Source organism: Flavobacterium sp. PS2 (assembly GCF_046250155.1).
In the GTDB taxonomy this organism is placed as follows: Bacteria; Bacteroidota; Bacteroidia; order Flavobacteriales; family Flavobacteriaceae; genus Flavobacterium.
Genome location: NZ_CP176426.1, coordinates 1989067 through 2003411, shown reverse-complemented (window position 1 = coordinate 2003411; position 14345 = coordinate 1989067). Strand labels below are relative to the sequence as shown.

Annotated in this window: 15 protein-coding genes and 1 tRNA gene; 6 read left to right on the top strand and 10 right to left on the bottom strand. The window is 33.2% G+C overall.

The features are described 5' to 3' along the window. Nucleotides 1–14: 14 nt before the first annotated feature. Nucleotides 15–91 (bottom strand) — tRNA-Ala (locus tag ACJ6WR_RS08535). Between the two features lie 104 nt (nt 92–195). On the opposite strand from ACJ6WR_RS08535, the gene ACJ6WR_RS08530 reads away from it, so the two are divergent. The 4 genes from ACJ6WR_RS08530 to ACJ6WR_RS08515 are packed head-to-tail and all read left to right on the top strand — an operon-like array spanning nt 196 to nt 2404. Continuing rightward, nucleotides 196–963: an enoyl-CoA hydratase/isomerase family protein gene (locus ACJ6WR_RS08530; protein ID WP_039117917.1), complete on the top strand. Its 768-nt coding sequence runs from the start codon at nt 196–198 to the stop codon at nt 961–963. Nucleotides 964–968: 5 nt separating this feature from the next. Continuing rightward, nucleotides 969–1145 (top strand): hypothetical protein, encoded by a 177-nt coding sequence (locus ACJ6WR_RS08525; protein ID WP_165572123.1) that lies wholly within the window; start codon nt 969–971, stop codon nt 1143–1145. 32 nt (nt 1146–1177) lie between these two features. After that, nucleotides 1178–1630, top strand: a complete 453-nt coding sequence (locus tag ACJ6WR_RS08520; RefSeq protein WP_039115454.1) for a 6-carboxytetrahydropterin synthase — start codon at nt 1178–1180, stop codon at nt 1628–1630. 15 nt (nt 1631–1645) lie between these two features. Further along, nucleotides 1646–2404 (top strand): UDP-2,3-diacylglucosamine diphosphatase, encoded by a 759-nt coding sequence (locus tag ACJ6WR_RS08515; protein WP_039115452.1) that lies wholly within the window; start codon nt 1646–1648, stop codon nt 2402–2404. 299 nt (nt 2405–2703) lie between these two features. Here ACJ6WR_RS08515 and ACJ6WR_RS08510 read toward each other — a convergent pair whose 3' ends face one another. From ACJ6WR_RS08510 to ACJ6WR_RS08475, 8 genes are all read right to left on the bottom strand, one after another. Next, nucleotides 2704–3915, bottom strand: a complete 1212-nt coding sequence (locus ACJ6WR_RS08510) for a cytochrome c3 family protein (protein WP_409417579.1) — start codon at nt 3913–3915, stop codon at nt 2704–2706. A gap of 82 nt (nt 3916–3997) precedes the next feature. Beyond that, the gene (locus ACJ6WR_RS08505; RefSeq protein ID WP_039115449.1) at nt 3998–4354 is read right to left on the bottom strand and encodes a hypothetical protein; all 357 of its coding nucleotides are present in this window, start codon (nt 4352–4354) and stop codon (nt 3998–4000) included. Between the two features lie 279 nt (nt 4355–4633). Next, nucleotides 4634–5557: an alpha/beta hydrolase gene (locus ACJ6WR_RS08500; protein ID WP_409417578.1), complete on the bottom strand. Its 924-nt coding sequence runs from the start codon at nt 5555–5557 to the stop codon at nt 4634–4636. A 3-nt stretch (nt 5558–5560) separates the two neighbouring features. Further along, nucleotides 5561–6838 carry an MFS transporter gene (locus ACJ6WR_RS08495; RefSeq protein WP_409417577.1) on the bottom strand — a complete coding sequence of 426 codons (1278 nt, stop codon included), beginning with the start codon at nt 6836–6838 and terminating at the stop codon, nt 5561–5563. Nucleotide 6839: 1 nt separating this feature from the next. Then, nucleotides 6840–8537: a single-stranded-DNA-specific exonuclease RecJ gene (recJ, locus tag ACJ6WR_RS08490; RefSeq protein ID WP_409417576.1), complete on the bottom strand. Its 1698-nt coding sequence runs from the start codon at nt 8535–8537 to the stop codon at nt 6840–6842. 192 nt (nt 8538–8729) lie between these two features. Continuing rightward, on the bottom strand, nt 8730–9074 hold the full coding sequence (locus ACJ6WR_RS08485; RefSeq protein ID WP_409417575.1) for a HopJ type III effector protein: 345 nt from the start codon (nt 9072–9074) through the stop codon (nt 8730–8732). A 121-nt stretch (nt 9075–9195) separates the two neighbouring features. Then, nucleotides 9196–9918, bottom strand: coding sequence for a 16S rRNA (cytidine(1402)-2'-O)-methyltransferase (gene rsmI / locus ACJ6WR_RS08480; protein ID WP_409417574.1), 723 nt, complete (start codon nt 9916–9918; stop codon nt 9196–9198). Between the two features lie 275 nt (nt 9919–10193). Beyond that, nucleotides 10194–11315 carry a hypothetical protein gene (locus ACJ6WR_RS08475; RefSeq protein ID WP_409417573.1) on the bottom strand — a complete coding sequence of 374 codons (1122 nt, stop codon included), beginning with the start codon at nt 11313–11315 and terminating at the stop codon, nt 10194–10196. Nucleotides 11316–11560: 245 nt separating this feature from the next. On the opposite strand from ACJ6WR_RS08475, the gene ACJ6WR_RS08470 reads away from it, so the two are divergent. Then, nucleotides 11561–12151 (top strand): thymidine kinase, encoded by a 591-nt coding sequence (locus tag ACJ6WR_RS08470; RefSeq protein ID WP_039115440.1) that lies wholly within the window; start codon nt 11561–11563, stop codon nt 12149–12151. A 40-nt stretch (nt 12152–12191) separates the two neighbouring features. Further along, the gene (locus tag ACJ6WR_RS08465) at nt 12192–12638 is read left to right on the top strand and encodes a hypothetical protein (RefSeq protein ID WP_086894733.1); all 447 of its coding nucleotides are present in this window, start codon (nt 12192–12194) and stop codon (nt 12636–12638) included. Between the two features lie 120 nt (nt 12639–12758). Here ACJ6WR_RS08465 and rpoN read toward each other — a convergent pair whose 3' ends face one another. Further along, a complete protein-coding gene (gene rpoN, locus ACJ6WR_RS08460) occupies nt 12759–14222 on the bottom strand; it encodes an RNA polymerase factor sigma-54 (protein ID WP_409417572.1) in 1464 nt (487 codons plus the stop codon). Between the last annotated feature and the right edge of the window lie 123 nt (nt 14223–14345).

The following is a 14345-nucleotide window of genomic DNA, read 5'->3' as shown; positions in this document are numbered from 1 at the left end:
AGGCTTGATTTTACTGGTGGAGAATACGAGATTCGAACTCGTCACCTCTTGCCTGCCAGGCAAGCACTCTAGCCAAATGAGCTAATCCCCCAAAGTGATTGCAAATAAAGTCAATTAATTATCAAAAAACAAATTTCAAATAGTATCGACTGAAAATATTCTTCAAAACCGTAACTTTACAATAAAATCAACTATATGAGTTCAGAAAATCAAAATGGTTTACTTCATACCATAATCCAAAATAAAATAGCAACTATTGAGTTTGGTCATCCGGCTAGTAATTCTTTTCCTAGAACTTTGCTTAATAAACTAACTAAGGAAATTGATAATTTGAGTAAAGATAAGTCTGTAACAGTTATTATTTTAAGAAGTGAGGGAAGTGGTGCTTTTTGTGCAGGAGCTTCTTTTGATGAACTTTTAGCAGTTGAAAATGAAGAACAGGGAACCGAATTTTTCTCTGGATTTGCACATCTTATTAATGCTATACGCAATTGCTCCAAAATAATTATTGGGCGTATTCATGGCAAATCTGTTGGAGGTGGAGTTGGTATTGCTGCTGCTTGCGATTATGCTTTTGCAACGCAAGATAGTTCTGTTAAACTTTCTGAACTTGCAATAGGGATTGGACCTTTTGTTATAGAACCAGCTGTTTCTAGAAAAATAGGAAAAACGGCAATGACCGAGATGACTCTTGCTGCTCACGAATGGAAATCGGCAATTTGGGCAAACCATAAAGGTCTTTTTGCTAAAGTACTTGAAAATGAACTAGAGTTGGACGAAGAATTATCTCATTTTGCTTTAAAATTAGCAAGTTATAATCCAGAAGCTTTGGCAGAGATGAAGAAAGTTATTTGGGAAGGAACAGAAAATTGGGATTCATTACTTTCTGAACGCGCTCGTATTTCAGGAAAATTAGTTTTGTCTGATTTTACAAAAAAAGCCTTGGCACAATTTAAAAATTAATAAATATGAATATTGTTTTATTCGCTCTTAAAGTGGATGTTGCAGAGAAAATGAAGTCTGCTCCCGATGCAAGTTATCAAATAGGAGTAGTTATAGGTTCCTTTATTCCGTTCGTGATTTTAGTAGGGGTTGCCTATTGGATGTATAGTAGAGCCAAAAAAAGAGAAAAAAACGGTTTTTAATTTTGTAAATTTGCAATCTAAAATACAACTCGATGAGTAATATCAGAATTACAAAACAATTTAGTTTCGAAACAGGACATGCGCTTTACGGATATGATGGAAAATGTAAAAATGTCCACGGACATAGTTATAAACTTTCTGTAACAGTTATTGGTTCTCCAATTACAGACCGTGATAATGTAAAGCATGGAATGGTTATTGATTTTTCGGATCTAAAGAAAATTGTAAAAGAAGAAATCGTAGATCAGTTTGATCATGCTACCGTTTTTAATGAAACGACACCACATATAGAATTAGCAAAGGAATTAAAAAACCGTGGACATCACGTAATTTTGGTTGATTATCAGCCAACAAGTGAAAATATGGTTGTTGATTTTTCTGAAAGAATTATCAAAAGATTGCCAACAAATATCTCTCTTTTCTCTTTAAAACTTCAAGAAACTGAATCATCATTTGCTGAATGGTACGCAAGCGATAATTTGTAATCGAAATCTATTTTCATGCAATTACCCAATAATAAAAAAGTATATTTTGCTTCCGATCAACATTTTGGAGCACCAACACCTGAGTTAAGTTTTCCCCGCGAACAAAAATTTGTTGCGTGGCTTGATGAGGTAAAAAAAGATGCTGAAGCAATTTTTTTATTAGGTGATTTATTCGATTTTTGGTTCGAGTATAAAACTGTTGTGCCAAAAGGATTTATTCGTGTTTTGGGTAAATTGGCAGAAATACGTGATAGCGGAATCCCAGTATATTTCTTTGTAGGGAACCATGATTTATGGATGAGTGACTATTTTCAGACTGAACTTAATATTCCTGTTTATCATGATAATGCAGAATTTACTTTTGGAGGTAAAACATTTCTGATTGGTCATGGCGACGGAAAAGGTCCTGGAGATAAAGGATATAAAAGAATGAAAAAAGTCTTTACAAATCCGTTCTCAAAATGGATTTTTCGTTGGCTCCACCCAGATGTTGGTGTAAAATTAGCACAATACTTATCTGTAAAAAATAAATTGATTTCTGGCGACGAAGACGTGAAATTCTTAGGTGAAGAAAATGAATGGTTGGTATTGTATGCTAAACGCAAACTAGAAACCAAGCATTATAATTACTTTGTTTTTGGTCACCGTCATTTGCCTATGATTATTTCTGTAGGTGAGGATTCTAATTATGTAAACCTAGGAGATTGGATAGGATATTTTACCTACGGTGTTTTCGACGGAGAGACTTTTGAACTAAAAGAATTCGGGAAATAATTGCCTTGTTCGTTTAACTACTTAAGTTTGATTATAACAAGTATTCAAAAGTTTATATTCTCTTAAATTGTTTAAGTAGATTGGGTAAGAGTGAACCATTTAAGTTATGTAAGTTCATTTAATGCAAGTATTCTAAATCTTATATTTTCTTAAATGACTTATATGGTTGGAATAATTTTATTGAATTATGTTGAAGTTTTAGAAAAACTTAGATAGTTAATGATATAAGTTCATTTAAGCCGAATAGTCTAAAACTTATATTTTCTTAAATGACTTATATGTTTAAAGCTACCTAATAATTACTTTTTCTTAGTCGGGTAAATAGCAATTTTATGTGTTCTTAACATATAGTTGGAGTCTTTGGATGCTTTAGAAAGTCGGAAACTAATTACTCCCGATGGTTTTTTCGGCATATGACATTCTATGCAATTATCTTTTAGTAAGTTATCTGAAATTGTTTTAATTGTTGCCGTATTGTGCTTTACTGTGTTATGGCAACTCATACATATTTTGGAGTATGTAGCTAAGTTTTTAGTTGCATTTTCATGTGGATTATGACAAGAAATACAATCCATAGTTTCGCTTTTTGTAAAACATTTGCTTTGTAGTAATAACTTAAATTGGTTTCCGTGCACATCAAAATCGGTTGTGTCGGTTGGGCTATGCGAACTTCTAAAATACTCCGAAAGATTGTCTCCGGGTTTAAAGTCAAATCTGGATTTTATTTTCATTCCGTCATTTCCAGAATGACATAATGCACAAGCGTCTAATTTTTGTTGCCTGGTTAATGATTTATAAGTAACAATATTTTTTGCAACTTTTAAGTCTGGAAATTTCAAGTGTTGGTTAACATGTTCTTTGGCAGGTCCGTGGCAACGCTCACAATCAATACCATAAACGATTGTTTTTTTATTAATAACATCTTCTACATCCATAGACATAAAGTTCTTGTCTTTAGAGTTTTGATCTACATTTCTGCTGCTTATATTAGAGCTATGGCAAGCATAACAATCTTTGACCACCTTTCGGTCAAAATAAGGTTTTTCAGCCGAAAACCCTGGACTTGTAGCCCAACTATGAACAGATGTATAATAGGAAAGCGGCAATTCGTATGTGTTGTTATTGCGCCAGAATACGGAAGTTTGAGCGTGTTTGGTTCCAAAAACTATTTCGAGTTTGCGGGCTTCAACTTCTTTTCCGTTTTTGTATAAAACCTGATAAAGACTATCATTTCTTTCTTCCATGACCATCTTGGTGTTTTTATCGTAAACAAAAACATGGTCTCCAGAACTAAAATTACCTAAAACATTCCCCTTTATAGCTGCTGCGGTTGCTTTATAGTGTGAACTTTGTATTGCTTTATGATATACGGCTTGATGACATTGTATGCAGCTTTCGGAGCCTGCATAATCAGTTCCGCGTGGATCAATATATTCATCGGATTTATTGCTGCAGTTAGATAATAAAACAACTAAAAATAAAAGGATAAAAAGCGTACTGGTATTTTTCATTAATGTAAATATACTTTTTTTGAATAAAATCAAAATATATTTAATTATGAAATCATTGATGTTAAAAAACAGAGAATTTGTCTTAATTTAAGCCAACTCCATAAACATATTCTTCTAGCTCAATCTTAAATAAAGAACCTTTTACCAAATCTTCAATCGCTTTTAGTTCATCCATAGAAACAGCTAAATCTATTTGGGTACAAGGAGTTTTTAGCAAAAACTTATGGCATTTGTTTTTTAAAGCACATTCATCACAACATGCATTTGTAAGTAAACTATCTTCGATTAAATCATCAAAATCTTTTAGTTCAGATACTGAAAAGTAGAACCCTGTTTCTTTAAAAATCAGTTGTATTTTGTCAAAAAGGGTCTCATTATGGTTTTTCCAATAAAAGGAAATCCCAAAGTCGTTATGATATATTTGTTCTATTTCTCTCATGTTCTTCAATTATAGAAACAAATATAATTATTATTTATATCAATTCTAAATAAAAAAATCATAAAATAGGTTAATTTTTGTTAACGAAATAAATAGTCTAAAATTAGATTAGGTGAGTTTTGATCAACATTCTTAATAATTGCATTAAAAAGGGGGAATGAACCATATAAGTTATATAAGAAAATATAAGACGAAGCTTATTTGCGTAAAGCTTAAATGAACTTATATAACTTATATGGTTTTATATAACTGAACTAAATGATTTAAAAATTGCCTGATTTATTTAAGCCACTTATAAATGCTATCTAGAAATTCTTTTTGTTGGTCTACAAATAAATAATGAGAGCAGTTTTCGATAGATACGAAATTTTGTTTGCCAACAATATTCTTTAAAGCATTTATTTCTGAAACCGAAAAAATACCGTCTTGCTTTCCATATATAGCATAAATAGGCATTCCTTTTATTTTTAATTTCTGAAGAACAGGCTTTGTATCGATATTGTTTTGCTTTTCATTTTTATAAAATAACAGAGGAGCATTTTTATTTCGAATATTCGTTTTATAAAAATCACTTATTTCATATTGATGATATAATGCTTTAGATTCAGTTGTAGGTTTTGGCATTTTAAAGAAATTATTCTCTCCAGCCAGTTCGAAGCAACCTTTTCTATATTCAGCAGAATTTTTGTCAAGTTTTTCTACATGAGAAACTTTATCAAGCATAGCTAAATCATCATTCTTAGTATAGATTTTTTTGACAGAATCCAGAATATGATTATATGTTTTTTGTTGTGAAAATAAAGCTCCAATAAGAATTAGAGAATTAATTTTTTCAGGATATTTTTCAGAATAAAGTGTAGCAACCAAGCCGCCAAAACTATGAGCGAGTAATGTTGCTTTTTTTAGATTGTAAGTTTTATAAATGGCATTTAAATCCTTAAAGGCTTCATTATAGGTAAATGTGGCATTTGGATCTGTAGACCTTCCTTCGCCTCTACGGTCATATGCAATTACATAAAATCCTCTTTTCGAAAGTGCTTCGGCAGTATTAGTGCCTTCAAAAAGAGTAGCGTTACCACTTGGTCCACCATGGATGAATATAATTGGTGTATCAGTTTTGTTTCCGTATGTTTTTATATATAATGCTTGAGCATTCGCTAAGAATGTCAAAAAAAGAAACGAGAATAAGAATGTTATTTTCATTTACTACATGTTTTGATGGTCTTCCATGTCTTTTTGTAAATCTAGTTTTCTAAAAGTTGGGGACGATATTCCAAAACCTAAAACAGTTAATAGCGTCATGCTTCCGCCAAAAACTACTGAAATTACAGGTGTCATTAATCTAGCAGTTAAACCACTTTCAAAAGCTCCCAATTCGTTAGATGAACCTACAAACATTGAGTTTACAGCAGCAACACGACCACGCATATGATCTGGAGTTTTTAGTTGTAAAATGGTTTGTCGGATAACAACCGAAATTCCATCGGCAATACCACTTAAAAATAAAGCGGCAACCGAAAGCCAGAATATGGTAGAAACACCAAAGAGAATAATGCATAGTCCAAAAACAAAAATAGCGCCCAAAAGTTTCATTCCCGCTTTTTTATACAAAGGAACGTAGGCAGAGATTAGCATCGTAATAAAAGCTCCAATTGCCGGAGCGGCTCTTAATATACCAAAGCCTTCTGGGCCAACTTTTAAAATATCTTGAGCAAATATGGGTAACAAAGCAACTGCTCCACCAAACAGAACTGCGACCATATCCAGAGATAATACACCTAAGATGGTTTTGTTGTTAAATACAAACTTGATTCCTTCTTTTAAACTTTCCATGATTGGTTCACCAATTTTTGGATTTAAAATAGGTTTGGTACTTATTTGTGATAAGGCAATTAAGGCAAAAAGTGAACAAGCAAAAACAGAACACATAGACCAATGTACACCAATCCAGTTAATAGAAAAACCCGCAATTGCAGGGCCTAAAACAGAACCTACTTGCCAAACAGAGCTACTCCAGGTTGCAGCATTTGGATATAATTTTTTGGGAACAATTAAAGATATAAGGGAGAAAATTGTAGGGCCTAGAAAAGCTCTTACTAATCCGCCTAGAAAAACCAAAAAGTAAATAGAATATAAAATAGCTTCTTTAGAGAAACCACTTACTACTTTTGGCCATGTTAATAAAAATAAACCAAAACTAATAACCGAAAAGCCTAAAATACATTTTACCAATAATCCCTTTTTTTCATTTTGATCTACAATATGACCAGCAAACAGAGCCATAGAAACTGCAGGAATTACTTCCATTAAACCTATAATTCCTAACGAAAGAGGATCCTTGGTTAAACTATAAACTTCCCATTCGATTACAATAAATTGCATAGACCAAGCAAAAACCATGGCAAAACGCAATAATAAAAAAACATTGAATTCTCTAATACGCAATGCTGCGTATGGGTCATTTTTCTTGGCTTTATCTTTCATGTTACTGGATATCTTTTAACATTAATTGGATAGAAACGTTGCCATTCCATTCGTTTTCTGAGATGCAATAAGCGGCTTGAAATGTTTTTTGATTAGTTGTTAGGTCTAATTTTTTGCCTAAACCAAATCCTATTGCCGAAATTCCTTCGGTCCCGAGACTTCGGGATTGCTTTACAAAAAGTTTAAGATGATCTTCATCTGCGCCCATTGCTTTTGCATAACCTGTATCCTTTATGTTTTTGGTCATAAAAACAGGAGTCATATTAAGAGGTCCAAAAGGTTCAAACTGTTTTAAAATTCGAATTAACTTTGGAGTAATATCTGTAAAATTGATTTCGGCATCGACCTCAATTTCGGGAGTTAGCATTTCGGGTAGAATAGTTTTTTCTACTTGTCTTTCAAAAGCTTCTTTAAAAGCAGGATAATTTTCTTCTTTTAAAGTCATTCCGGCTGCATACATATGTCCTCCAAATTGTTCCAAATGAGAGGAACAAGCATCAAGAGCATTATATACATCAAAGCCTTTTACAGATCTTGCCGAAGCAGCATATTTATCTCCACTTTTTGTAAAAACAAGTGTAGGGCGATAATAAGTTTCTATTAATCGGGAAGCTACAATACCAATTACGCCTTTGTGCCAGTCTTCCTGAAAAACAACTGTCGAAAAGCGATTCTGTTCCTGATTTTTTTCTATTTGCTGAAAAGCTTCTTTGGTAATTTGTTTGTCCAGATCCTTACGGTCGGCATTGTATTTTTCTATTTCGGATGCAAATTGTTGTGCTTGCTCAAAGTTGAATTCAGTTAACAATTCGACAGCGTGATTACCGTGTTTGATACGACCAGCTGCATTAATTCGTGGAGCTATGATAAAAACAACATCAGTAATGTCGAGCACTTTTTTCTTTACTTGGTGAACCAAAGCTTTTATTCCTGGTCTTGGATCACTATTAATAACTTGTAAGCCGTAATAAGCTAAAACTCTATTTTCACCCGTCATTGGTACAATATCTGCAGCAATTGCAGTTGCAACCAAATCTAAGTAAGGAAATAAATCATCAATAGTTTGATTACGATTTGTTCCTAAAGCCTGAATTAATTTAAAACCTACACCACAACCACATAATTCATCATAAGGATAAAAACAATCTTCTCTCTTTGGATCTAAAACGGCAACCGCATCGGGAAGAAATTCTCCAGGACGGTGGTGATCACAAATAATGAAGTCTATGTTTCGTTCTTTTGCGTAAGCGACATGATCGATAGATTTTATACCACAATCTAAAGCGATAATCAATGAAAAATCATTGTCATCAGCAAAGTCAATTCCCATGAAAGAAATCCCATAACCTTCGGCATAACGATCCGGAATATAGGTTGCTACATTCGGGTAGTATGATTTTAAGTAAGAAGAAACTAAAGAAACAGCCGTTGTACCATCGACATCATAATCGCCAAAAACAAGAATGTTTTCCTGATTGGCAATTGCAAGTTCGATTCGGGAAACAGCTTTGTCCATATCCTTCATAAGATACGGATCATGAAGATGTTCTAATGATGGACGAAAGAAATTCTTAGCATCATCAAAAGTTTCAATACCACGTTGGATTAATAGAGTTGCTACAAAATCTTCTACATTTAGAACTTGAGCTAAATGTTTGATTTTATCTTCGGAAGGTTTTGGTTTTAATGTCCAACGCATGGTTGATTTTAGATTTTAGAGTGTAGATTTTAGATTCTTGAAATCAAAAATCGTTTAATCTGATATGTTTTTTTGCCACAGATTTTAAAGATTTTAAAGGATTTTTTTAATCTGTGCTAATCTGTGAAATCTGTGGCAAAATATTTGGTTTTACCTTTGTCAAAGTTTAAAACTTTGACAAAGGTTTCAGGGTTATTTTTGTTTCAAAGCTTCACCTTCAAACTTAATTCCGTCCCAACCTAAGTTGATGAAGTTTCTAATGTTTTGATGATTGGTTCCGTTTGGATCTCCTAAAACTTCTTCAAAATAAAAAGCTCCAAAACAAGCCAAGGTTTCTTCCTGTGAAAGGTTTTGTGCTTTTGCAAAAGCAAATAATTTACAAGAACCTGAGTTTTCGCCAGCAGCATTGTGTTGAGTTCCGTTCTGGAATGCAGTTGGTGTAAACGTGTAATTCTCTTCGATTACAGCAATAGTTTCAGGGAAAGTTATTTCGTTTGGAGTTTGTTTTAGTTTTTCTAAAAAGGCTTGGATACTCATAATGTCGATATTTTTTTTACCACAAATTACACAAATTTCCACTAATTAAATTTGTGATAATTTGTGTAATTTGTGGTGAACATTTTTTTAATTTATGCTAATTGGTTAGTTCATGGAGAAATTATTCTTCATCATCATCCTTAGAAAATTTACTTTTCTTAGGTTCTTTTATTATTGTTTTTCCAGCAACAACTACAACAATTTCTCCGCGTGGAGCTGTTTTTTCAAAGTGTGCCAATACTTCCTGAGCAGTTCCGCGAACATTTTCTTCATGTAGTTTTGATAATTCTCTGCATACACAAACTTGTCTGTCTTCACCAAAATAAGTGATAAATTCAGCTAAAGTTTTTACTAATTTATGTGGAGAAACATACAAAATCATGGTTCGGGTTTCTTCGGCTAGAGCCAAATAACGAGTTTGTCTTCCTTTTTTATCAGGCAAGAAACCTTCAAAAACAAATTTATCATTTGGTAATCCGCTATTTACCAATGCAGGAACAAAAGCGGTTGCACCAGGTAAACATTCTACTTCGATTTTATTTTCGACACAAGCACGAGTAAGCAAAAAACCAGGATCGGATATTGCAGGAGTTCCCGCATCCGAAATCAAGGCGATAGTTTCTCCAGCTTTTAATCTTGCAATTAAACTCTCGGTAGTTTTGTGTTCGTTATGCATATGATGGCTGTACATATGTGTGCCAATCTCAAAATGTTTTAAGAGTTTGCCACTTGTACGGGTATCTTCGGCTAAAATTAAATCTACTTCTTTAAGAATGCGAATGGCTCGAAAAGTCATGTCTTCAAGATTGCCAATAGGCGTGGGAACAATATATAATTTAGACATAATTTTTTCTGAATTCTGTTTAATCAATTTTTAGTTAACACAAATGATTCTATCGAACTCTTTGTGAAAGGAACGCGGATTATGCGGATTCGCTATCGCGAAAACACGATCCCGAAGCGTCGGGACGGATTTTATTTTTGATTGTTTTTAAATCAGTTTTAATCCGCGTCCCTTTATGGACAATTTAAGTTAGTAACTCTTTACTTCATCCGTCCTTCGCTATCGCTCGAGTGTCAAAGTCCTAAGATATTTTCTTGAAATTTGTGTTTTATTTTTTATGAGAATTTTTTCTCGATAATGCTTACGAAACGTTCCGCATATTCGTCTTTTCCTTCCCAGTTGTTATAATCTGGTTTCACCATGTTTTCAAGAAATTCATTGGCTTCGCTAAAACTATCAAATGTGATTAATTGGTTTAAAACGCGATTGTAATCTTCTGGGCTATTCCCGAAAAGATTTTTTGTAAATGCAATACGGTCGTTAAGATCAACATGAAATCCTTTTGAAAGTTTTTCGTTTAAAGAAACTGGTCTGGATTCTTCTAAAACTGCTGTTGTAGTTGTTTCTTTTGCAACTACTTCTTTCTTTTTCTCTTTAAACTCTATTGGAGCTGATGGAGTAGGAGATACGGCTTCAAAACTATCAACTTTTACAAATTGGGCATTACTATAATCAATACCTAAATCCTCAAATGAGATATGTACAACGTCTGATTTTTTTGGAGTTTCTTCTTCTGTTTCAGGAGTTAGCTCAAAAGCAGGAGCAAAATCCAGAGTTGGAGTTTCTACTACTTCTTCAGCTTTTTCCTCTTCGGCTTTTATTGGTTCAGAAACTTCTGCAACAACTTCTTCTGTAATCTCTTCAGTTTCGATTACTTCTTTTAAAAATGGCTCAGGAATATCTTCGATAGATTCTTCGGTTTCTGCAATAACTTCTTCTATAATCTCTTCCGTTTTGGTTTCAATTACTTCTTCTGCAACTGGCTCAGGAATCTCTTCGATAGCTTCTTCAGTTTCTGCAACAACGTCTTCTATAACCTCTTCCGTTTTGGTTTCTATTACTGCTTCTGCAACTGGTTCAGAAACCTCTTCGATAGGAGTTTCTATAACTTCATTTACAATGATTTCTTCTTTTGCAATCGGTTCTTCGATTACAATAGTTTTTTCTGGTTGTATTGCTTCTTCTTTTTCAAATGCAGTTGCAATAGTAGCATCTATTTGGCTACGACCAATAGTTGGTTTGGTATCTTCAAAATTTTCATCAATAAATTTCAAAACGGCCAATTTTTCATATAATTTCTGCGTTTCAAGATATAATTGATTGATATCGGACTTGTTTTTAAGTTTTAAAATTCGATGTGCAATGCTGATTAAATCGGCTTCCAATTTTTTTTTCATAACGTTTGAAAATTATAATGTGTTAGGCTTGTTTATTAATGCGTATTCTTTTTGATGAAAATCAAAAAATGAAAGAAACATTGTGCAATATTTTTTTTATTTCTTTAAATTAATGCTCCCGAATCTTTGATTTGATAAAAATTTTCTACTTTTGAAAAAACGTAAAAGTATCGAATTTTTATGTTGATTTATTACCAGTACAAAGTAATAAAAACTATTCATCTTTAAAGGTAGAAAAATACAAAATGTTTCTCGAAAATACAGTAAATCACAAAGAACAATTTGGATGGATTGAAGTTATTTGTGGGTCAATGTTTTCGGGTAAAACCGAAGAATTAATCCGCAGATTAAAACGAGCTCAATTCGCCAAGCAAAAGGTCGAAATTTTTAAACCAGCTATTGATACCCGTTATCATGACGAAATGGTTGTGTCGCATGATGCAAACGAAATTCGTTCAACACCAGTTCCTGCAGCAGCAAATATTGCTATTCTTGCACAAGGCTGCGATGTTATCGGGATTGATGAAGCTCAGTTTTTTGACGACGAAATTATTACCGTTTGTAACGACCTTGCTAATCAGGGAATTCGTGTAATTGTAGCAGGATTGGATATGGATTTTAAAGGAAATCCGTTTGGGCCAATGCCGGGACTTATGGCTACAGCCGAATATGTAACTAAAGTTCACGCTGTTTGTACAAGAACAGGAAATCTGGCTAATTATAGTTTCCGTAAAACCGACAATGATAAATTGGTTATGTTAGGCGAAACCGAAGAATATGAGCCGTTAAGCCGTGCAGCTTATTATAATGCGATGAAAAAGAATCAGGAAAAATAGACTTATTATTTTTCTGGAAACAATAACTAAATAAATAATAATGCAGGAAAAAAGCAAGAAAAGAAAAGTAATTACGCAAGTAATAATAGCAGTTGTAATTGTGGCGATTCTGGCAATTTCTGCAAATTTAATTCAGTATTATTTTTTTAAAGGACCATCTGCTGTCGATAAACATATGACAGAATTGGTTAATAAGTACAATAAAAATTGTCCATTAACGATTCAGGAAGGAATTCGTTTAGACAGCGTTAGTTTAATTCAGGAAAGAGTTGCTCAATACAATTTAACCTTAGTAAATAACGACAAAGAAACTACAGATGTTGGAGCTTTAAGTAAGAACATCGAAGAAAGCTTATTAAGTACTGCCAAGGCAAATCCGGGACTTAAAGATTTTAGAGATAATAATTTCACTCTGATTTATAGTTATAACGATAAAAAGAATGAGTTTTTATTTAAGATAAAAATAATTCCGGAGCAGTATAAATAAAGAAATTACAAAAAAGAAACCCGACAATTATTAATTAATTGTCGGGTTTCTTTTTATGTTTAATCAATAGAAGAATTAAATCTTTAATTTTCTTAATTCCTTAATGGTAAAAAAAAATAATTACATTTTTTTACGCATTCTTGCTACAGGAATATCAAGTTGCTCACGATATTTTGCAATAGTTCTTCGAGCAATAGGGTATCCTTTTTCTTTTAGAATTTCGGCAAGCTGATCATCAGGAAGAGGTTTTCTTTTGTCTTCTTCTTCGATTGTATTTTGTAAAATCTTCTTGATTTCTAGAGTCGATACATCTTCACCCTGATCATTCTTCATCGCTTCCGAGAAAAATTCTTTTATCAGTTTTGTTCCATAAGGAGTTTCAACATATTTACTGTTTGCAACACGCGAAATAGTCGAAATATCCAACCCAACCATATCGGCAATATCTTTAAGAATCATCGGTTTTAGTTTGGTTTCGTCGCCATCCAGGAAGTATTCTTCCTGATAATGCATAATCGCATTCATGGTTACAAATAATGTTTCCTGACGTTGTCTGATTGCATCGATAAACCATTTAGCCGAATCCAGTTTTTGTTTTATAAACTGTACAGCATCTTTTTGAGCTGTTGATTTATCTCTGGAATCCTTATACGTTTGCATCATTTCCTGATAATCTTTAGAAACGTGTAACGATGGAGCATTTCTTCCGTTTAAGGTCAATTCAAGCTCGCCGTCAACAATACGTATCGCAAAATCGGGAACTACATTCTCGGTAACTTTATTGTTTCCTGTAAATGCGCCACCTGGTTTAGGATTTAATTTTTCTATCTCGTGAACTGCTTTTTTAAGTTGTTCATTCGAAACATTATATTTTTGTAACAGTTTATCGTAGTGCTTTTTGGTAAAAGCATCAAATTGGTTTTCGATAATATCAATTGCCAATTCTACGTATTCTGTTGGAGTTCGGTGTTTTAATTGTAGCAATAAACATTCCTGCAAATCACGTGCACCAACGCCCGAAGGTTCTAGTTCATGAATTACATTCAGCATTTTTTCGACCATTTCCTCATCCGTATAAATACCTTGCGTAAATGCCATATCATCTACAATATCGGGAATACTTCTTCGTATGTAACCCATATCATCGATGCTTCCTACAAGGAATTCGGCTATTTCACGCTCTTCATCATTTAAGATAAAAGTATTTAACTGATTAATTAAATCCTGATGAAAACTAACAGGCGATGCAAATGGAGTTTCGCGTTCCTGGTCGTCATCACTATAATTATTGGCTTGCGTTTTATAATCCGGAGTATCGTCGTCGCTTAAGTATTCGTCGATGTTAATGTCGTCTGCTTCGATTCTGTCCGATTCAGCATCATCATAATCATCGTATTCTTCATTAGCAAATTCGTCAGCTTCGTACTCTTCTTCTTTTCCAGCTTCAAGAGCCGGATTTTCGTTCATTTCTTCTAATAAACGTTGCTCAAAAGCTTGCGTAGGCAATTGAATTAACTTCATCAACTGAATTTGCTGAGGAGATAATTTCTGAGATAATTTTAAATTTAAAAATTGCTTTAGCATAAAAAAGTGACTAAGTTACTAAGGCTCTGAGGCACTAAGTATCATTATAGTGTTGAATTAAAATTCGTTTAAAATATTTTTCTTGTTTTAAAAACTTTGAACCTTAGTGCCTTAGCATCTTAG